The sequence below is a fragment of the Sphingomonas paludis genome (genome assembly GCF_053502515.1).
In genome coordinates this window covers 699035-718194 of the sequence record NZ_CP187558.1, presented here as the reverse complement: position 1 = coordinate 718194, position 19160 = coordinate 699035, and the positions used below count along the sequence as shown (strand labels likewise).

Annotated in this window: 17 protein-coding genes and 1 tRNA gene; 7 read left to right on the top strand and 11 right to left on the bottom strand. The window is 62.6% G+C overall.

Annotated features, from left to right (window positions below):
* Window position 1: 1 nt before the first annotated feature.
* The 9 genes from ACPVPU_RS03445 to ACPVPU_RS03405 all read right to left on the bottom strand — a co-directional run bounded on the left by ACPVPU_RS03445 (window position 2) and on the right by ACPVPU_RS03405 (window position 10218).
* Complete coding sequence (locus ACPVPU_RS03445) at window positions 2–730, bottom strand: hypothetical protein (RefSeq protein WP_448659532.1); 729 nt, start codon at window positions 728–730, stop codon at window positions 2–4.
* A gap of 20 nt (window positions 731–750) precedes the next feature.
* On the bottom strand, window positions 751–2199 hold the full coding sequence (locus tag ACPVPU_RS03440; RefSeq protein WP_448659531.1) for an NAD(P)-dependent oxidoreductase: 1449 nt from the start codon (window positions 2197–2199) through the stop codon (window positions 751–753).
* Window positions 2200–2363: 164 nt separating this feature from the next.
* The gene (locus ACPVPU_RS03435) at window positions 2364–3164 is read right to left on the bottom strand and encodes an undecaprenyl-diphosphate phosphatase (RefSeq protein WP_448659530.1); all 801 of its coding nucleotides are present in this window, start codon (window positions 3162–3164) and stop codon (window positions 2364–2366) included.
* 67 nt (window positions 3165–3231) lie between these two features.
* Complete coding sequence (locus ACPVPU_RS03430) at window positions 3232–4164, bottom strand: complex I NDUFA9 subunit family protein (RefSeq protein WP_448659529.1); 933 nt, start codon at window positions 4162–4164, stop codon at window positions 3232–3234.
* 180 nt (window positions 4165–4344) lie between these two features.
* Entirely contained in the window at window positions 4345–6879 is a 2535-nt protein-coding gene (locus ACPVPU_RS03425; RefSeq protein WP_448659528.1) for a DEAD/DEAH box helicase family protein, read from the bottom strand.
* On the bottom strand, window positions 6872–8455 hold the full coding sequence (locus tag ACPVPU_RS03420; RefSeq protein ID WP_448659526.1) for an Eco57I restriction-modification methylase domain-containing protein: 1584 nt from the start codon (window positions 8453–8455) through the stop codon (window positions 6872–6874). Before ACPVPU_RS03420 ends, ACPVPU_RS03425 begins: the two co-directional genes overlap by 8 nt.
* Window positions 8439–9410: a DNA methyltransferase gene (locus ACPVPU_RS03415; protein WP_448659525.1), complete on the bottom strand. Its 972-nt coding sequence runs from the start codon at window positions 9408–9410 to the stop codon at window positions 8439–8441. The genes ACPVPU_RS03420 and ACPVPU_RS03415 overlap by 17 nt, the downstream gene beginning before the upstream one ends.
* Window positions 9411–9448: 38 nt before the next feature.
* Window positions 9449–10018 (bottom strand): hypothetical protein, encoded by a 570-nt coding sequence (locus tag ACPVPU_RS03410; RefSeq protein ID WP_448659524.1) that lies wholly within the window; start codon window positions 10016–10018, stop codon window positions 9449–9451.
* The gene (locus ACPVPU_RS03405) at window positions 10018–10218 is read right to left on the bottom strand and encodes a hypothetical protein (RefSeq protein WP_448659523.1); all 201 of its coding nucleotides are present in this window, start codon (window positions 10216–10218) and stop codon (window positions 10018–10020) included. Before ACPVPU_RS03405 ends, ACPVPU_RS03410 begins: the two co-directional genes overlap by 1 nt.
* 214 nt (window positions 10219–10432) lie before the next feature.
* Here ACPVPU_RS03405 and ACPVPU_RS03400 point away from each other — a divergent pair, with 214 nt between their 5' ends.
* On the top strand, window positions 10433–11548 hold the full coding sequence (locus tag ACPVPU_RS03400) for an IS1 family transposase (RefSeq protein WP_448659522.1): 1116 nt from the start codon (window positions 10433–10435) through the stop codon (window positions 11546–11548).
* A 130-nt stretch (window positions 11549–11678) separates the two neighbouring features.
* A tRNA-Leu gene (locus ACPVPU_RS03395) sits at window positions 11679–11765 on the top strand.
* A 533-nt stretch (window positions 11766–12298) separates the two neighbouring features.
* On the opposite strand, the gene ACPVPU_RS03390 is transcribed toward ACPVPU_RS03395, so the two are convergent.
* Together ACPVPU_RS03390 and ACPVPU_RS03385 are read right to left on the bottom strand one after the other, a co-directional pair.
* Window positions 12299–14983, bottom strand: a complete 2685-nt coding sequence (locus tag ACPVPU_RS03390) for a hypothetical protein (protein ID WP_448659520.1) — start codon at window positions 14981–14983, stop codon at window positions 12299–12301.
* Between the two features lie 62 nt (window positions 14984–15045).
* Window positions 15046–15852, bottom strand: a complete 807-nt coding sequence (locus tag ACPVPU_RS03385) for a PAN domain-containing protein (RefSeq protein ID WP_448659519.1) — start codon at window positions 15850–15852, stop codon at window positions 15046–15048.
* 158 nt (window positions 15853–16010) lie between these two features.
* Here ACPVPU_RS03385 and ACPVPU_RS03380 point away from each other — a divergent pair, with 158 nt between their 5' ends.
* The 5 genes from ACPVPU_RS03380 to ACPVPU_RS03360 are packed head-to-tail and all read left to right on the top strand — an operon-like array spanning window position 16011 to window position 19156.
* A complete protein-coding gene (locus tag ACPVPU_RS03380; protein WP_448659518.1) occupies window positions 16011–16457 on the top strand; it encodes a hypothetical protein in 447 nt (148 codons plus the stop codon).
* A gap of 27 nt (window positions 16458–16484) precedes the next feature.
* A complete protein-coding gene (locus ACPVPU_RS03375; RefSeq protein WP_448659517.1) occupies window positions 16485–17045 on the top strand; it encodes a hypothetical protein in 561 nt (186 codons plus the stop codon).
* An 8-nt stretch (window positions 17046–17053) separates the two neighbouring features.
* Entirely contained in the window at window positions 17054–18064 is a 1011-nt protein-coding gene (locus ACPVPU_RS03370; protein ID WP_448659516.1) for a hypothetical protein, read from the top strand.
* A 56-nt stretch (window positions 18065–18120) separates the two neighbouring features.
* A complete protein-coding gene (locus ACPVPU_RS03365) occupies window positions 18121–18582 on the top strand; it encodes a hypothetical protein (protein ID WP_448659515.1) in 462 nt (153 codons plus the stop codon).
* Window positions 18563–19156 carry an ECF-type sigma factor gene (locus ACPVPU_RS03360; RefSeq protein WP_448659514.1) on the top strand — a complete coding sequence of 198 codons (594 nt, stop codon included), beginning with the start codon at window positions 18563–18565 and terminating at the stop codon, window positions 19154–19156. The genes ACPVPU_RS03365 and ACPVPU_RS03360 overlap by 20 nt, the downstream gene beginning before the upstream one ends.
* The last annotated feature ends 4 nt before the right edge of the window (window positions 19157–19160 follow it).

Sequence of the window (19160 nt, the reverse complement as noted above, 5' to 3'; positions counted from 1 at the left end):
TCTATTCGCTATCAGCAATAAACTGTTCAACCGCTTCGGTAACAACTCGCTCAATCTCCGCATCTTCTTCGGGCGTTGACTCGTTCGACCATTCTGTTTTGGTCTGCGCCAGCAGCGGATTTAGCGCCTTTATTTTTTCGAAGGCCGATGTGCGCGTAAATGCTAACAGCGCTATTTGATCTTCACTCGAAAATTCGGCCACGATCGATGGTATCGTATTGGCCAGCCCTTGCCTGATGCTGTCGGTAGTCACATTGCTGTCGGGGTCACTTAATACCTGAGCAATCATCGGTTTGACATCAAAGCGTTCATGGACTTTGGAGATCAATCGCTGCCCGGCTGGGGACGTATAATAGGTATATGCCTGTTCGATTTCCTCTGGCGTCATTTTGGCATCAAACAGCAGAGCCGTACGCTGCCAAAGATCGGGTAACGATGTCTCTACTTGCCGTTCAATCACCGGGCGCATGCGCACCAGCATGTGTGCGACTATCCCGGGATAATCCTTTTCGAGCGCTTCAACATCAGCGTCAGCCAGCAGGCCGGCCCGCATCTCGCCGTTCTCGAATGCGTTCGAATGCTCGATTAGCAGGCCCGACCGCGAATTGACCGTCTGCGCCAGTTTCATGGCCGCCGCCGATGGCTGCTGAACGGACGCCTGATGCGCTGTCGCTGGCTGGACCACAATCGACGTAAGTGCAGCAATTGCCGCTGCGACTGCCGCGGCCATCACGACGAGCCCCCACCGCATTACGCAGCCACCTGTTCGGCGCGAGCCTTGGTCTTCAGCCATTTGTGCATCCGTTCCGACACGTCGCGCGCGTCGCGGATGGCCCAGACGACCAGGCTGGCGCCGCGCACGATGTCTCCGGCGGCGAACACGCCGTACAGGTTGGTCATCATCGTCTGATGATCGACCCGCAGCGTGCCCCAGCGGGTGACGCCCAGATCCTCGGCGCCGAACAGCTTGGGCAGGTCCTCGGCATCATAGCCGAGCGCCTTGATGACCAGATCGGCGTCGAGCCGGAATCCGCCATCCGGCTCGGCCTCCGGCGCGCGGCGGCCCGACGCATCGGGCGCGCCCAGCCGCATCTTGGACGCGCGCACCGCCGTCACCTGGCCATCGCCATCCGCCTCGAACGCCTCGGGCGCGGAGAGCCAGACGAACTCGACGCCCTCTTCCTCGGCATTGGCAACCTCGCGCTGCGACCCCGGCATGTTCGCGCGGTCGCGGCGATAAAGGCACTTCACCGACTTCGCACCCTGACGGATCGAGGTGCGCACACAGTCCATCGCGGTGTCGCCGCCGCCGATCACGACGACATGCTTGCCGGCCGCGTTCAGGCTGCCATCGTCGAACGCGGGCACGGCATCGCCAAAGCTCTTGCGGTTCGACGCGGTCAGGAAATCCAGCGCCTCTACCACGCCCGTGCTGCCGATACCGGGCGCGCGGATATCGCGCGGCTTGTACACGCCGGTCGCGATCAGCAGCGCGTCGTGACGCGAGCGCAGGTCATCCAGCGTCGCATCCTCACCCACCGAGAAGTTGAGGTGGAACTGAACCCCGCCCGCCGCCAGCCGATCGACCCGGCGCATGACGACTTCCTTCTCCAGCTTGAAGCCGGGGATGCCATAGGTCAGCAGGCCGCCCGCCCGGTCGTGCCGGTCATAGACATGGACGTCATAGCCCAGCGCGCGCAGATAGTCCGCTGCGCTAAGACCCGCCGGACCCGCGCCGATGATCCCGACCGACTGGCCGCGCACCGGACCCGCCACCAGCGGCTCGACCCAGCCCTGTTCCCAGGCGGTATCGGTGATGAACTTTTCGACAGAGCCGATGGTGACCGCGCCATGGCCCGAAAACTCGATGACGCAATTCCCCTCGCACAACCGGTCCTGCGGACAGATGCGGCCGCAGATTTCGGGCATGGTCGACGTGCTGTTCGACAGCTCGTACGCCTCGCGCAGCCGCCCTTCGGCGGTCAGGCGCAGCCAGTCGGGAATATGGTTCTGCAGCGGGCAATGGACCGAGCAATAGGGCACGCCGCATTGCGAGCATCGCCCCGCCTGATCCTCGGCACTGGGCAGGGCATAGCGATCGGCGATTTCCCGGAAATCCTGTGCCCGCAATTCCGGCGGACGCTTGGCGGGATACGCCTGTTCGCGCTGCACGAATTTCAGCATCTTGTCGTCGGCCATGCGCCCAGTCCCTATCGATTGCGCGGCTCGCATAACGGGGAAAAGGCTCTGAGTCACGCGGTTTTGCGCGATTAAGTCAGTAATACTTACCTTATTTTTGGCGGCTGGACCTAGGATTGACCCGTATCGCCGCGCAATATCATTTCGTCCGGTCCGAACCGGACCTACCGTGCCATGAGCCAGATCAGGGCGGCCGAGCCGACTGCAATCCGGTACCAGGCGAATGGCGCGAAGCCATAGCGCCCGACCAACGCGACGAACGCCTTGACCACGGCAAGCGCAACCACAAAGGCACAGGCAAATCCGACCAGGATCGCGCTCAGGTCGTCAAAGGTCAGCAGATCGCGGTCCTTGTAGAGTGCATAGACGGTGGCAGCGGCCATGGTCGGCACGGCCAGGAAAAAGCTGAATTCCGCGGCCGTCCGGCGCTCGACCCCCATCAGCAGCGACCCCATGATCGTCGCGCCCGACCGGCTGACGCCCGGCAGCATGGCCATGCACTGCACCAGTCCGATCGACAGCGCCGTGCCGAACGGCAGCGCCTCGACCGACTGATACCGCACGACCTTGACCATCCGCTCGATCACCAGAATGGCCACGCCCCCGACGATCAGCGCGACCGCGACGATCGCGGGCCGCTCCATCACCGAACGGATCGCCTCATAGGCAAGCACGCCGATCACCAGCGCGGGGGCGAAGCCCAACAGGATATTGCGCGTGAACGCCACCGGGCCCGGCTGCCACGCCAGCAGCCCCGTGCCGATCCGCCAGAACCGGCCCCAATAGGCAACGATCACCGCCAGGATCGCGCCGAGCTGGATCGCGATCTTGAACGCCACCGTCGATTCCCCGGTAAAGCCGAACAATTCGCTGGCCAGGATCAGATGGCCGGTGGACGACACCGGCAGAAACTCGGTCAATCCTTCCAGGATCCCCAAAAGGATGATGGTCAGCCAGTCGTTCATGCCGCACTCCGCCGGTCGGGACAGGCCGCGCCGCCCCCGTCATCGTTCAGGAACCCGCCCCTCGCGTTCAGGCGGGCTTGTCCGCAAAGCGTCCCTGGCGGCGGTACAGGACCAGCCAGCCGGGGGCGACGCTGGCCATCGGCACCGGGGCGATGCCGAACGCCTCGATCCCCTCGGCACCGGCCGGTACGACATTGTCGGTTTGCAGCATGGCCCATTGGTCGCGGGTGATGGGTGCACCGGGCAGGAAGCCCAGACCCGCGATCATCGATCCCACTGCGTCGGGCAATTCGACGATGGCGGGCGACTTGCCGATCTCCCGGGCGATCCAGCGATTGAGCTCGCCCATGCTGATCGTGTCCGGCCCGCCCAGCGAATAGGTGGTGCCGCCGAACTGGCCGGGGTTGGCCAGCGCCTTGACCACGGCATGCGCCAGATCGACGACATAGACGGGCTGGAACCGGGCATCGGGTTTCAGAACGGGTACCACCGGAAAGGACGCGATCATGCCCGCAAACCGGTTGATGAACTGATCCTCGCGCCCGAACACGATCGAGGGGCGCAGGATCGTCGCCTGCGGGAATGCGGCGCGCACGGCCGCCTCGCCCGCCGCCTTGGACCGGCCATAGGCACTGGCCGAACCGGCATCGGCGCCCAGCGCAGAGACATGGACCAGCGCGCCCACCCCCGCATCGGCCGCTGCCTGTGCGACATTCCCTGCGCCGTCCGCATGAACGGCATCGAACGCACCGTTCAGGATGCCGACCAGGTTGACCACCGCATCGGCACCGGCAACCGCCCGCGCCACGGTGTCCGGCCGCGTCACATCTGCCGCCATGAACTGGATCTGGCCGAGGCCGCCCAGCGGCTTCAGCGAAAGGGCCTTGCGGGGATCGCGCTGCGCAATGCGCACCCGCGCGCCTGCCGCCAGCAACTCCTGAACGATGTAGCGCCCCAGAAATCCGCCGCCGCCGAACAGCGTGACCAGCCTGTCCTTCATTATGCCTCACATGCCAAGACGCGCGGCAGCGCCGCGCCGGTTGCCCGTTCCCCCTAGCCCCGCCGCCGCCCGCACGGCAAGGCCGCACGGCGCCCATGAACGGCTTTCCTCTGCCAAGGACCAGCGAATGACGGGTGGTGATGGATTTTGGGGGCTACGTTAGGGAAACTGACATACGCCTTATTCCCGCGCCACTACAGTATCGTACAGCCCATACCTAGTGAGCCCTTCGTGGCTATCAAGGCCGGTATACCGCAAGGAAGCATCCTCATATCGGCGAAATGCGAAGACCGCCTCGTTCATTCGTTCAGTGTTGAAGACCTTGAGCCGGACGAGCAGGTGGAAATCGGCTACCGAGAGGCCTGTCACAGTCTGAAATAGCTCCGGCTCCAGCTTTGTAATCACATCCTGGAGCGTGTTCTCGCGGAAGTCGGTGAGGTACATGAATGCAGGAATGCGGGTAGCGAACTTGATCAGCTTCTCCTGCACAAGCTTGCGCTTCGACTTGTACTCCTTCTCCTCCTCGGTGAGTTCGCGCTTCTCGGCCTTGCTCAGGTCTTTCCCCTTCGCCTTGGCCTTGAGGGCCTTCACCTTTTCGCTCTTGTTGATGATCGTCTCGATGATGTTGTCGCCAAGGTTGCGCCAACCCTCGATCCGCTCCACCGCCGCCAGCGCCTCAGGGTTGTCGAGCACCCGCCGCAACGTCTCGTTGTCCACGTTGACCAGCATCGCCGATTCCCACTTGCGCGCGAGCAGCGTGGCAGAGGTGCCGGCCATGGCGATGTCGAGGATGCCGCCAGCGTCGATCTGCGTCATGTTCGCGCCGTCGTAGGCGAGCACGGGCAGGAACGAGACGAGATCGCGGACGGCATTCTCAGGATTAGGCTCACCCGGCGACAGACCGATGCCATATTCGGAGAGCTGGCGCAGCGCGCGGGTGGGCGCGAAGTCGAACACGAAGCACGCCGGCTTAAGGATTTCCTCCTCGTTCGGGTTGTCGCCGTTCGGGTTCTTGATCGACCATGGCGACTGCACGCGGAACGCCGCCTGAAAGTAGGTCTCGGGCGACTTCAGGTTCCGTAGCATCAGGATCGACGACCATTGCGGAACCGTCACGCCAGTCGTCAGCTTGCCGCACGACAGTGTGATGGTCTTCGTATCGAAACCGCCCCCGATCGCCCCACGTACCGGGCCGAGCGCGTCCAAACCGATACCCGCCGCAGTGCCTGCCGCGACCACGACCTGGTAGTCGGACCACCAAGCATTCTGCGGTTCCTCCAGCAGATTCGCCATTGCCTGACAGGCGGCGACGTTTGGCAGGAACCAGAAGCTGTGCTGGAGGTATGGCAGCAGTCGCACGTCGGAATAGGGGAACGGCGGCTTGGTCCCCGTCTTCAGCGCCTCAACCGTCTGCGGTGCGTAAGCTCCCCGGATGATGCTGAGCCACTTCTGCACCTCGTCTTTGTGAACGAACTGCGCGAGCACGCCGACGCCGCTCGCCCGGAAGAACTCGTTGAGATCGAACTCGTCAAACTCGCCCGCGCTGGCAATCTGAAGCAGCTCGTCAGGCATCTGATAGGTCAGCAGCCGCATCTGCGGCAGCGCGCCATAGGGGTTGCGCTTTTCCGGATGCGCCTCGGCGAACTCGACTTTCGCGCGCTGCTCGTCGGTGTAGGTCCAGTTGAAAATCTGCTCTTCGATGAACTCGCCCGTGGCGAGCGCTTTGAACGGTGTGCCCGAGAGGTAGAGGTAGGCCCGTGTGGTGATGGGCAGGAACTCCGCTTCGTTTACGGAAAGCACCTCAAGGTCTTCGTTCACCGCGTCGAGATCGGCTTCCAGCTTCGCCGCCGCCTTGACCACGGGCGCATCCTCGCCCTCGAACAGCTCCTTGGCAGTGTCCCGCCACGCCCCGAAATGATATTCGTCGAAGATCACGAGGTCCCAATTGATCGCGTGAATCCATTCGTTTTGCGGCTTGATGTTGCCCGCCGCATCACGCCCAAGCAGGTCCTGAAACGAGCCGAAGTAAACCACCGGCTTGTCCGCCGCGATCTGGCGCGGGTCGCGGCCGGATGAGCGCGACAGGTACTGCCAGCCGTCGAAATCGACATGACTTTCGAGATCGGTACGCCACGCGTCCTCGACCGCCGGCTTGAACGTGACGACCAGCACGCGCTTGGCTCCGAGCTTCTTGGCGAGCTGGTAGCTGGTGAACGTCTTCCCGAACCGCATCTTCGCGTTCCACAGGAAGCGTGGGACGGCGCGCATGTCCTGCTGCCAGCGCGAATGGAAATAGGCGTAGGTCTGATCGACGGCCGCCGCCTGCTCCTTCCGCATCGGGAAGGTCTCGTGGTGCGTGCCGGTGAACTGCTGGCCCGAGCGCAGCTCCGCCAGCACGGTCTTCACGTCTGCGACGGTGCAGCACATCCATTCGAGCTGTGGGTTGGCGAAGCCCTTCTGCTTCAGCCGATCGCGGACGGCATAGTCGGTGATGATCCCCCCATCATCGCGCTCGCCGCTCTCATTGAGTTCGATCGTGTAGTTTGTGATCGCAGCCGTCTTGAGCTGCTCCGCCACGCGCTGCTTCACGTCGCGTGTGGTTTGGCCGACCTTCAGGAGTCCGGCGTGAGCGGCGTCGGCAATGGTATAGGCATAGATGCGGGGGCGGGCTTCGGGCTTGGGGGTGAGGATTTCCTCGATCGATGGACTATTCATCGTAGAGCTGTGCATCGTTGTGCTCGGCCACCTGACTTTCGACGAATGCAATCTCGTCATCGGTCAGCCCGTAGTGGTCGTAAAGTTTGCGATCGGTCCAAGACTGCTTCAAGGGCAGATCCGGGACAAAGCTATACACGTCTCGCGTTGCGTGCTGCGTCACCTTTCGAAGCGACACGAGGAACCTAACGAAGCGGGTCCTAAGGTACGTCGCATAGTGCTTAGCCGAGGCCTCGTCTGCAAAGTGGCCTGCGACGAGATATGTTTCCGTGCACGCCGTCCCCGGCGCTGCAATTATTGGACGACTAAGGAACTTCGTTTCGACGGCAGCGCTGGTCCCCTGTACCGCCGTCATAAGCACCTTCCATTCGTCGATCCACGCAGCGTTAACTGCAACCTCCGATCGCTCGATCCAGCTAATCTTCTGGGAGCCATAGAGCTGCACAGGGTTCTTCAGGCCAGTTGCGGTTGGCTTGCCGTGGAAGAACGTGCGGAAACCGAAGGGCTTACCGCTGGATACACGGTTGTTGAGAGTTGGTTCGCTCTTGGCCCTGACTTTCTCCAAGATAGGTACCGCTTCATTGCGTCGTACAAGGACGTCGTAGGCGTCGAGATACCGGGACACGGCGGGTCCCGTGGGTTGCCCGTCCCAAAATGTTTGGACTTCGCACGGGCCTTTGTGATCTCGATCCCAAAGAAAATAGGAGATGCCGCCCCTAACTTTCACACCGGGGAAGGCTTCATAGAGCTTGGGAAAGTCCACAATGTTCCGGAGGCGCTTGTCAGCAAGCATGTCCTGTCGAAACTTATCAAGGCCTTTGCCGCCAGTCATCCATCGAGACGGCGTAACGAAGACCGCATATCGAGGTTCAAGGGCCAACGCTTGTTCGACAAAGAGTTGGTAGATTGGAGCTGCGCTTGTGCCAAATCCGCCATCCTCAAGCTGATACGGCGGATTGCCGATAACCACGTCGAACTGCATGTCGGCTCCAAACAGCTCGCCCATGCGAGCCTTGATGTCGTTGGTGTGGATGAACGCGTAGGCGTGGTTGTCGAGCGGGGCGGGCCGATTGAAGACCTCGCGCGGTGCACCGCAGAAGGTGCATCGCGCCTCGCTCCACCGATGCTCGGTTCGCTCGAACCAGATATTGCCCGCTTCGCTCGTGAAGCTCTTCGCAACCGAGTGCTCCCCGTTGGCAAACTTCGAGCAGTAGAGGCTGCGCCGTGCGAGCAGGGCGGTCAGCGTCGTGATGCCGATGCCGAACACCTGCTTGGTCAGGATATGATCGACCCGCGCCTGTAGGTCCGGCATCTGCTCGGCCAGCCCGGCGATCAGCCGACTGGTGATCTCGCGCAGGAACACCCCGGACTTGGTGAACGGGTCGAGGAACCGGACCGTCGGGTCCACCCAGATGTTCGCGCCGCCATTCCCCTTCGCCCATGCGTCGGCCAGCGTGTCGAGCATCCGGTTGGCAAACTCGGGCGGGGTGAACACCTCGTCATTCGACAGGTTGGCGATGCACGTCAGAACGTCGGGATTGCGCCCCCGCAGCCTGAAACTAGCCTTGTCCAGCATCCGCTTCCGTCCCCCCGTCCGCCGCCGCCAGCTCCCGCACCGTCATCGGCGGATAGTCCTTCACCGGCGTGAACACCTCATGCCGCCCGAGTCCCCCGAACAGCGAAGCCTGTTCCCGCACGCTCGACTGCCGAAGCTCGCCCGCGCGGGTGAGCGAATCAAGCCGGAAATCCCGACGGTTGAACTTGCCCTTGCCCACTGACGACCACTCCGTGACTCGCATCGGCTGTCCATCGGCCGCGACCATCTTCATCGCGTCGCCGTGGATCAGGTTGAGTGAAAGGACATGGCCGGCCGCGCGATAAAGCTCTTCCTCCTCGTCGATGCCGAGATACGCGGCGAACACCTCCAGCATATTTGCCCGACACTCGGCGATGTTGTCGGCCAGCAGCTCGATCCCGTACAGGCTGGTGAGCGCCAAAAGCGCATAGTGCCGCTTCTCGAAATCGGACCTGCCGTACTTCGCCTCAACGGCGGCCAGTTTGCGCTGGAGGATCGGCACGAGGAAATTGCCGCTGCCGCACGCCGGCTCCAGAAAGCGGGAGTCGATCCGCTCGGTCTCGCCCTGCACGAGATCGAGCATCTGCTCGACAAGCCATGGCGGTGTGAACACTTCGCCGTGATCGGCAACGCGCTTTTTGGATTTGATGAGGGCGGGTGACACGGGTGCGGCTTGGTCGGAAGTGGACTGGCGTGTCAATCGAGCCGACAGAGGATTCTCGTCGGTCTGAGGACGCACTGGCCGCTTGGCACCAGACGCAACCGCACACGTATCAATGTCGGCCGACGCGTGCGGAGCATATTGCTTCAAAACATCAAGCGAACGGCAAATGTGCGAAGGCGCTTCACAACTCCCCTCTTCCCACTTCGCGACGAGCTCGGGAGCAACCCGAAATTGTGACGCCACTTCATCCACAGTTAAACCGGCGTCGATCCTAAGTTTTGCGAATGTCATGTCGAGATAATACCGATAGATCGCACTGTCGTGAATTCCTATGCACGCCCCACATCAATGATAAATAGTGGCTTGGGCGATCGATCTGCCAGTCGAATGCCGACAACTGTTAGGTCCAGTATCAAGATGGCTGAGTGTCCTTCGTCAGAAAGCAGTGATGCGACGTCATCCACAAACTCAAAGTCTGATGGCGAGAGTGCGATCAGATAGCGGCCACTGCCGTCAGCTCCCGCAACCACATCGGCCAACCGATGGTCATTGGCAAAGGTCGCTGCCACAGTCGCTACCTCGTCAAAGGGTCCTCGAACTTGGGCCGCCCGCGATCGAGACAATAAGGCACTGTGGAGGACCGTTCTTGCCGCCCGCTCGCCAATTGCCGTGGTCTCGCTCGGAGAAACGCCGAAGCGGGCCAGTTCAAACCGAACGGCAATTGCTGCAACTTGGTCGGCGTTGAAGCGAGCCCTAGCGCCATCGCAAGCCAACAACTGTCCCCGCCTTCGCCACACACGCTGCATATCGGCGGTAAGGCCGGTGGCAGTTTCTAATTCGCCCGGCGTAAAGACGTTGAAAGCAACAAGGCCGATGCCTTCCAGCTTGGTCCAGTCCATCAATTCGACTCCACGATGAATTGAATGCGGTCGGATCGGATCGCAACGCGCCGCACTTGCCCCCATTCGTCAGGATCGAGCTCGCCACTGACGAACCGCGCCGACGCGAGTTCGGCGGTAAGCTCTTCGAGTCCGTCGGCGGCGACCTCTACCCGATGAATGCATGGGTTACCGAACAACAGAAAATCGAACTTTGCCATTAGCAATCAGCGCCTTTCGCCTTTACAGGGTCAGCGACTCGGTGTATCGAGTCGCTGACCCGTTGTATCACATTTGGTTGATCCGGCAAGGATGATGTTTGGGTGAGGTGGCTAGAGGCCGCCAACCAGACCGCTGCAAAACTCGGAAGCCGTCCAGCTCACCAAGGCGAAAGGAGACAGATATTTGAACATACTACCGCTGCACGTTCGCAGGATGATCCTGACAGCATTGTGCGAAGGGATGTCCATTCGCGCTTGCAGCCGCACCTTCCGCGTATCGTTCAAGTCCGTATTGCGTCTGGTGCGGGAGGTCGGCGACATGGCCATCTCGTTTCACAACGAAAGTGGCACTGTCACGCCCCGAGAAATCCAAGCCGATGAGATTTGGTCGTTTGTTGGTCGGAACGACCGTGGGTATGCGCCAGAGGATAAAGTCCCGAACGAAGGCGTAACTTGGACTTGGCTCGCAATCGATCCCGAGACGCAGCTTGTTCTCACCTATCACATCGGAACACGAGGAGCGGTCGATGCGACACCGTTCATGCGCAAAGTTGCTCGACGATTAGCGCGAAATGAGCACGGCGAACTCCTCGTTCGACCATCACTGGCAGTGGATGGCCACCCTGTATATCCTGACGCCATCGAGCTAGCTTTCGGTGCCGAGGTAGATGCTGGTGTATTCGAAAAGGTCTATGATGAGAAAAAGCGATACATTGGCTCGAAGCGAAAGCAGCTAAAGGGAGCACCCCGCTACGAAGAAATCAACACATGGCGAATTGAACGAGAGAACGGCTTTCTAAGGCAGGCGAACCGTCGCTTCACGCGTAAGACTAACGCGTTCTCAAAGCGCTTGATCTATCACGAACGCCAAGTCGCAATTTGGATGCTTTATCGCAATTATTGCTGGTCCCGTAAGATTGACCCGAATGATCCCAAGCGGGAGGTATCGGCAGCCATGAGCGCTGGTCTGACAGACCGAGTGTGGCGGGAAGAAGAAATCATTGAACGTTCGGACGCCTATAAGAAGACGCGTGAGACAGCGGCACCCGTGGGGTTGGAGCAGGGAGAAAGCGATCTCCGCGAAAAACCATTCTGGTTGAATCATTGCCCGCAGCATAAGAGGGCTAAGGTACATTCGTCCGATTGTTCAACCGTCCGGAAGGCAATGGCACGGGGCGACGAAGCCTCAACCACGAGTGTCTGGTTGAACTTTGCAACGGAGGAGGATGCCGTAGCGGTGGCCGAAAAAAAAGAACCTGACACCCACAGCAAATGCCGCTTGTGCCTCGGTGGCTACGTAACCCGCTCAACCTACGGAAAGCGCCGATAGTTCGATGGTAGCAATGCGATTTGACCGATGTCAGTTTCCCTAACATAGCCCCCAAAATCCATCACCACCGAATGACGATCCCGGTTGACAAGCGACCCGATCACCCCCTAGAGGCCGCCGCCTACCCCGTGCCCAGATGGCGGAATTGGTAGACGCACCAGCTTCAGGTGCTGGCGATCGCAAGGTCGTGGAGGTTCGAGTCCTCTTCTGGGCACCATTCACCCGCAGCCAGGATGCTGAGAAGAAGGGCATTGCTGGCATCTTTCGGGATGCCTGCCGCATCGTCTCCAATCTTGTTTCGGCTGGCAGCGCGCCGCCTTAGAACAGGTCGCCGAGCACTGGCCATCGTGCATGGGCCTCTCGCTCAACGGTGTAAACTCGGCCTAGCGGCCTTGGGTCTGACTGACACGGCGGCAAACCGTACTTCGCATCGAATGGCATCCTGGCGCCCGTCAAGTGAAGCGGGCACGGCCCTGCGTTTATCCGAGAGCATGGCGATGCGTCGGGACAACAGCGACCAGTTGCTCCGTCACGGCTCCACATCCCCCGGTTGAAACGACATCAGAGATTCGGAGCGTTAATGCCCGGCACGACGCAACGCTTGTCCTGCGCACGGTGGCCGACCGATTGACGGTGACCAAGCGGGTTGGCGAATCGCGGAATCGCGGTTCGGGAACGGCAGGCTGCCGGGTGGGCCTGAAACCTTCTGGGATCATCCGGGATATGGGCTGGAAGGTTGACCGCAATGGGTTACGGGACCGCGCCAGTGGTTTGCCAAAGGCAGAGCAGGCGCTTGGTATTTTCCCAGTCGGCCAGATATTGTTCGCGAAGCTGTCTGACGAACTCCGGGTTCTGAGTTGCCAGTTCCCCGTACAGCTTGCGGAGCGCCTGATCCAGATCGCGCCGGGTGACGGTGGTCATGCAAGCCTCTATCGCCGGGTCGTCGGGAGCGCCCGACAGGAGGATCGACGGGGCCGGCGAGGACGGTTGCTCGGGATTGCCCTGATCGCCATCCATTCCCGGCCGGGCTCCATCGCCCTCCATCCGGTCGCCCATCGGCGTGCCGACCGCCATTGCGTTGGCGAGCCTGGCCTCCGACGCCTTCTGCATCTGATCCATGTCGATGTCGTAGTCGCCGAGATCGCCGACCGTCACGATGCCGCCCAGGGAGAAGGCAAACTCGGCGGTGCCGGTCCGGACATAGGGCGTTTGACAGGCGGCCCGGTCGTCCGGGTTCTCCTCGAGAAATTCCGCTCGGACAGTGCCCATCAGCAAGCCTGCGCTATTCCGGGTGACGGTCACCGTCCCGGTCGCCCGAAAGGATTGCACCACGACACAATCCCCCGCCCGTGCCAGCCGGGCCGGAGCGATGGAGGCGATGCTGCCCTCAAACCCGCCCGGCGACGCCCAGTTGATCTTCACCTGCGCCGGGAACGTGCCGGTCTGACCGCTGGCCAGCCGCTGCATCTGGATCGACACGCCGCCGCCTTCACCGCCGCCCGACATCAGCTTGGTCATCGCCCCCGCCGACCCGGCCAGACCGTCACCCTTGCTGGCTTGAATGACGCTGGCGATGCTGTCTTCCCCGTCCGGCGAGAAGGCGGCGGGCAACTGGTCGATGCCGATCATGGTGCGTACCGCTTCCATATCCACCGCCACATCGGCGCCGTCGCCATAGTTGAACAAGATGGTCATGGTGTCGCCGCACTCGAAAATCGCCCTCTGATCGGCGTCGCACTCGACCGGCGGCTCCGGCTCGACCATCACCGGCACCCCGACCTGGGGCTCGCGAGGGCGGCCGCGCTTGGGCTTGGGCACGGGTTTCTTGATCTTGCCGCCGCCCCGCTCGACCGTCTGAGCCGCATCGACGCTGCCGGATGCGACCGGATTGACGATGGAGAGCTCGATCTGGCGCGGCTTGCTGAGCCGCGCTTCATCAGCGACGTTGCTGATGACGATCGTCTGATAGCCTTTCAGTCCCTGGGGATCGTTGACATTGAGCGGCAGATAATAGCCCAACCACTTGGCGATGCATTTGCCGGCATCTTTGGTACCCTTGAACCGGATAAGCTCGGACAGCACCTCGCCGCGGGTGCCGACCTCCAAATCGTTACACCCGCCATCACTGGCGGTTGCAGTGACCACAAAGCTGGGCGGCAGATTATTGGCAAGCAGCTTTGCATCCTTACCGCTCAGGTCAAGCGAATGGGCAGGCATCTTGATGCGCAGACAACGTGCAGCGATCGGGGCGATGTCGATCGTTTTCGACCAATAGGGCTGATAGGCGAGGTCGATGGTCTCGCAGCCCTTGCTCCACAGAAGCTTGTCATACTGGTCTGCGGACAGCCGCCCCTTGCGGCTTTTCGCAACCCGATCGGGGAAATCCGCCATGTCCGCGATCATTTCGGCATAGACCTGGCGGATGCCGCGCGGCCAAACCTTCGTCGGTTTGCCGTCGTTGGAGAATTGGCCCAAGAGCCGTGCCGTTTTCAGCCCCTCGTCGAGCCAGTGGATCCACGGCCCCCATCCCGTTGTCGTCCTGGGCATCGGCCGCTTCATGACCGCCTCCATCACCGCCGTGCCACGCGGACGGCCGCGAAGCGCATGACGGAAGAAGCTGCCGGTGCCATACCCAGCCATCTGAACATGAAAATCGGGCTCGCCCGCCTTGGCGGGATAGGCGGGATGGTTCCGCGGATAGGTGAGCGCGAACTCGCCGGTTAGCGGTAGCGGGCGATCATAGTATCGAAGGCCCAGAAACGCAGAGAACTGGTTCTGATCGGATGGCAGCCCAGCGGTTTTCTCGGCAATCGCGCGGCGCGACAGACCGGGGAGATGTTCGACAAATCCGAAGCCGAATCCATTGCTGCTTCCCTCGCTGATCCAGTAGGGAAAGACCTTGTCGACGATCTCGCGCGGCTGAAATTCCCGAATGCGCAAGTGCAGAAACTCATGCGAGATCAGCATCGGCAACGCCCAGTCAGTGGACCGGTCCGCCAGCAGGCCGATGGAAAAATGGTCGGCGCTGCACCAGCCGACTTTACGCTCCAAGGGCGCTTCCGAGCATGCAAGCATCTGCCGCACACCCCCGCTCTGATTGTCGATCGAGAAGGGGTAAGCGTTAGCCGTCCGGGCACCCGTATTGGGTGACTGCTTGATTTCGTCCGACGACCTTTGAAGATAAAATATCGTCGGCTGTCCGTTTGTTGTCACATCGATCCTGGGAACGTTCCAGCGTTGATCGTATAAGTCGTAAACCTGCTTGGCAGTCTTTATGACATCGTCGGGCACTTTGATGCTTTCGCCCGTCGCGCTGACATAGCCCCGAAAGACAAGATCGTTCGAAGCCGTGAGCGACGTCTGAGCTGAAAGCGGTGATGCTGCCAACGCCGCCAAGGTCAGCGCTTGCGCGCCCAGTAACGCTCGGTAGCGCATCACCCCGTCTCCCCAATCATCGGCGGGTGACGGCGCCCATACCGTCACCCGTTCACCAGCGGTCAGAATACCCGATCGAGCACCCGGTTGACGCCTTCGTCGATCTTCTCGTTCATCCTGCGCTCGGCAGCGTCACCGGCGGTTCCGGCCATGCGCCGCACGACCCGATTGATCGCCGCATCGCCGCGCGCATTGCCGGCGGATGGCGCGCCCTTGATGCCGGAGACGCAACAGTCCGACGACGCTGCTTCCGGAACGACGTTCTTCAGGAAACATTCGCCATGTTCCGTTCGGCCGGGCGCGACATAAGTGAATGCCTTGCACTGCCGGTCGGCATCGCATTCCGCCTTGCACTGTTCCCAGCCATTGCCCGGCTGGGCATAGGCGATTTCCCGGTAATCGCCGCCGAACAGATCGACGTTGCGCATCGGTTGCCAGGCCGGTGCGGTCGCCGCCGTGGCGGTGGCGCCGGTCGTCCCCTGCCCCGGGGTCGCGGCGGCGTTGGCGAGCGCGGATGGCCCCAGATAGCGGACCGAACTGATCGAGCCGCCCTGTTCGCCCAGCACCGCGACTTCCCCGTCGACCTCGCGGCAATCAGTCTTGAAGCCTGCATCCATGCAGACCTGCCAGCGACCCTCGGTCTTCAGCGAATAGGCATAATCGTTCGCCGTTCCGTCAAACCCCTCGGCAGCGCTGACTTCCTGCAGGTTGGCGGTATCGGTGCTCAGTTTCACCGGTGCGCCGCGAAAGCCCTCGTCGTTGAACAGGGTGATGCTGCGCGGCGGCTCGCCCTGTGCGAGCAGCGCGCCTGCGGCGACAGGGATGGTGGCGGTGATGCCCAGTGCCAGACCGATGATGAGTTTACGCATTCTTCGTTCCTCCCGCTGCTGCCCCGACCGAATTCGACGGTCTCTGCGGCATATACAGAAAGCCGCCGGGAAAGCGGACAGCCACGCCCCATAATTTATTGCGATCGGTGATGTCCGCTTTGCACTGCCTTTCCGGTTTTGATGGTCGAAGGGAGAGGATGATGCGGGGTTCGATGGCGATGATGGTGCTGGCTTTTGCCGCACTGGCCGGTTGTGGTGGCGGGACAGGCGGCGACCCGGTTGCCGAGGGCAATGCCGCGTCCGCTCCGGCGAAGGCGTCCGCTGCTGCCGAAGGCGGTGGCGAAACCATTCCCGCGACGCGCGAGCAGGTGGAACAGGCGTGGCAGTGCCGGGGTCTGATCGCCGCCGCCTTTGCTGCCAAGACGATCCTCAGCGACGACCGCCCGGCCGAACTCGATCAGATTACGGCCACCAGCGCGTCCTACTGGACCGACCGGGCCGCCCGGCTGAAGGCGCCCGACATGACCGACGCGGACGAGAATGCCGCCATCGCCAAGGGCACCCGGGTGCTGGCGACGCGCGATGCGATCGAGCGCGAACTGCCCGCCATCCGCGAATGCCTGGCCGCGCAGCAGGCCGGCTGACACCCCAATTTTTAAGGAGGCAATGCAATGACCATCACCCGCCGCAAATTTATGGTGGCCACCACCTTTGTCGCCGCTGGTCTCGCCACGGGCACCGCAGCGCTGGGCGCTGAGGGCGATCTGATCGAGGTGCAGATCGCCAATCCGCGCGCCCCGTCGAAACTGTCCGGCGAGAAGCTGCGGTCGGCGCTCGTCAAATCGGTGCGGCTGCGTGCCCGGATCGCGGGGCCGGTCAAGGCGCAATTCGTTGCCGGACGGGTGGAAAACGGCGCGCTGCGCGACGTCTTCGCATCAGACGGCTTCGAGTTGAAACCGGGGCAGGTCGGTTTTCCGGGTGACATGTTCTTTCCCGGCGACATGTTGTTTCCGGGAGACATGCTTTTCCCGGGAGACATGCTCTTTCCGGGTGACATGCTGTTCCCCGGAGACATGCTCGTCCCCGACCGGGGTGCTGGCGCGGTGCTGGAGCCGGTTGCACGAGACACGCTCGGTCGTGGCGATGCGGCGAACGGGCTCGTCTTCTTCGTGCTCGTCGATGCCAAGGGCGCGCGCGGGCGCGGCATCGGCCTGCCCACGGCGCGGGGCTGATCGGGGCGATGCCGGGGCGATCCAATCCCAGCGCGCTGGTGATGGGCGATGGCCTGGCCGGGCTGGGCGCAGCGATCCTGCTCGCCCGGCACGGCTGGTCCGTGCACCTGGCCTGCGCGCCGCGCGATCGGACAGGCCATCGGGATCACGCGCATCTGGTGGCGCATCCTGTGCTGGAGGTACTGGAACGACTCGCCGGCGGTGCGCTTGGCGGATGGACGATGGGCGAGGCGCTGATCTGGGATGCGAACGGCCAGCGCGACGAAGGTCCAAGGCCGATCGTGGCGGCAGAGCGCCTGCGCAGTGCCTTGGCAGCACGGGCCAAATCGGTGGGTATCGTCGCGGTACAGGACGTCCTGTTGGTTCCCCCCAATAAACGGCCGGGCTGGCAATGGCGGGCAGCCGATCGGGCGGGCACCGCCGATCTGCTGATCGACGCCAGCGGCCTGAAACAGGCAGTCGCCCGATTGCCGGGTATCGGTGCGATCACCGACGAGTTGTCCGGCCTGGACCGATGCTGGACGTGGACCGGCACGAATGTGCGGCCCGGCCAGTCATGGCTGATCGGGGAACAGGATGAACGGGGCAGCGTGATGCTGCTAAACGGCCCGGACGGGGTCCAGCGACTGACGGTGCGGGGTGGTGCCAATGCCGTTCCCTGTAGTCGCCAGTCGCTCGACCGGTTGTTGCTGACCGCCGGGGCCGAATGGGCCGATCGCATGGGCAATCTTTCGCTTGCCGACCGCCCGTTGCGGCATGACAGTCCGCTCGCCCGGCGGACCGAGATCGAGGCCGCGGACGCGCTGCCGCCGATGGTGCGCATTGGCGACGCCGTGCTGCAGACGGCGCCTTCGCTGGGCCAGGGCATTGCCCAGATCGTCGAGCAGCTGGCCGCGCTCGATGCGGCACTTGCAGGCAACACCCCACTGGATGCGCTGCAGCGGCCGATCGAACGGCTGGTCGAGCGGCGCTGGACGGGCATGACCATGATGGTGGGCATGGGGCGGCTTGCGGCATGAACGCACTCGGCTCCCCCCCGACCAGATCACCAATGCACCACCAGCCAGGAGGCACGATGATGAACCGACCCGCAATTCTGGCGACCCTGATCCTGCTCGCTGCCTGTGGCGGGGAACGGGAACAAACGGTCCGCGACGCGGAAACCGGAGAGGCTGTGACGATTCGCACCGCAGGGGCCGGTGGCGGCGGCATCGCGGCACCGGCCAATCTTCCTGCGTTCGCTCCGATCTATCCCGGGGCGACCATCACCGCCGCCGTGACCGGCAGTGCGCAGGAGGCGAAGGGCATGGTTTCCTTCACCACCGGGGATACGCCCGACAAGGTGATCGCCTTTTACCGGGAAAGGGCGACGGCCGCCGGGCTGGTCGCGCAGGCCGAGGCGAACATGGGCGGTGCCCGCATCCTGACGATGGGACGGCAGGGCGATGGCGAGGCGGCCCTGCAGCTGACGGTCTCGCCCCCGACCGAAGGAGAGCCGCAGCAGGTATCGCTGGTCTATGCTGCCGAAAATCCGTGACAACCCCTCGGCAACCCAGCATGATCCGGACATGTCGGGGCAGTCGGGGCAGGCAGCGGACGCGAATGAAGCGCTGGTGAGGGCGCTGTATCCACAGCTCAAGCGCATTGCCCGCGATCTGCGCTGGCGCTATGGCACGGGCGAGACGATGCGTTCCACCGCGCTGGTCAACGAATGCTATCTGAAACTGCGCGGTAGCGACGGCTTTGTCGATGAAGGCCATTTCCTGCGCACGGCCGCGCGCGCGATGCGTCAGATTCTGGTCAATCATGCCGAGGCACGGTTGGCCGCCAAACGCGGCGGGGGCCAGCGGACCGAAGCGTTCGAGGACGATCTTCCATTCGTCTATTGGGAAAGCGATGACCGGCTGGTGGCGCTGAACGCGGCGCTGGAGCGACTGGCATCGTTCGCACCGCGCCTGGCACAGATCGTCGAACTGCGCTTCTTTGGCGGCTATGCGGAGCGCGAGATCGCGGTGCTGCTGGATTGCAACGAACGGACGGTGCGGCGCGACTGGGTCAAGGCCAAGTCGCTGCTGCTGATCGACATGAGCGCAGCGTCCGAACCGGCCTGACCGC

Bases quoted from the DNA above. Each gene is read 5' to 3' on its own strand.
- ACPVPU_RS03390 (WP_448659520.1), bottom strand. From the start codon at position 14,983: ATGCGCTACCGAGCGTTACTGGGCGCGCAAGCGCTGACCTTGGCGGCG.
- ACPVPU_RS03380 (WP_448659518.1), top strand. From the start codon at position 16,011: ATGATGCGGGGTTCGATGGCGATGATGGTGCTGGCTTTTGCCGCACTG.
- ACPVPU_RS03410 (WP_448659524.1), bottom strand. From the start codon at position 10,018: ATGGACTGGACCAAGCTGGAAGGCATCGGCCTTGTTGCTTTCAACGTC.
- ACPVPU_RS03430 (WP_448659529.1), bottom strand. From the start codon at position 4,164: ATGAAGGACAGGCTGGTCACGCTGTTCGGCGGCGGCGGATTTCTGGGG.
- ACPVPU_RS03370 (WP_448659516.1), top strand. From the start codon at position 17,054: ATGCCGGGGCGATCCAATCCCAGCGCGCTGGTGATGGGCGATGGCCTG.
- ACPVPU_RS03365 (WP_448659515.1), top strand. From the start codon at position 18,121: ATGATGAACCGACCCGCAATTCTGGCGACCCTGATCCTGCTCGCTGCC.
- ACPVPU_RS03400 (WP_448659522.1), top strand. From the start codon at position 10,433: ATGATCCTGACAGCATTGTGCGAAGGGATGTCCATTCGCGCTTGCAGC.
- ACPVPU_RS03425 (WP_448659528.1), bottom strand. From the start codon at position 6,879: ATGAATAGTCCATCGATCGAGGAAATCCTCACCCCCAAGCCCGAAGCC.
- ACPVPU_RS03375 (WP_448659517.1), top strand. From the start codon at position 16,485: ATGACCATCACCCGCCGCAAATTTATGGTGGCCACCACCTTTGTCGCC.
- ACPVPU_RS03420 (WP_448659526.1), bottom strand. From the start codon at position 8,455: ATGCTGGACAAGGCTAGTTTCAGGCTGCGGGGGCGCAATCCCGACGTT.
- ACPVPU_RS03405 (WP_448659523.1), bottom strand. From the start codon at position 10,218: ATGGCAAAGTTCGATTTTCTGTTGTTCGGTAACCCATGCATTCATCGG.
- ACPVPU_RS03440 (WP_448659531.1), bottom strand. From the start codon at position 2,199: ATGGCCGACGACAAGATGCTGAAATTCGTGCAGCGCGAACAGGCGTAT.
- ACPVPU_RS03445 (WP_448659532.1), bottom strand. From the start codon at position 730: ATGGCCGCGGCAGTCGCAGCGGCAATTGCTGCACTTACGTCGATTGTG.
- ACPVPU_RS03385 (WP_448659519.1), bottom strand. From the start codon at position 15,852: ATGCGTAAACTCATCATCGGTCTGGCACTGGGCATCACCGCCACCATC.
- ACPVPU_RS03415 (WP_448659525.1), bottom strand. From the start codon at position 9,410: ATGACATTCGCAAAACTTAGGATCGACGCCGGTTTAACTGTGGATGAA.
- ACPVPU_RS03360 (WP_448659514.1), top strand. From the start codon at position 18,563: ATGCTGCCGAAAATCCGTGACAACCCCTCGGCAACCCAGCATGATCCG.
- ACPVPU_RS03435 (WP_448659530.1), bottom strand. From the start codon at position 3,164: ATGAACGACTGGCTGACCATCATCCTTTTGGGGATCCTGGAAGGATTG.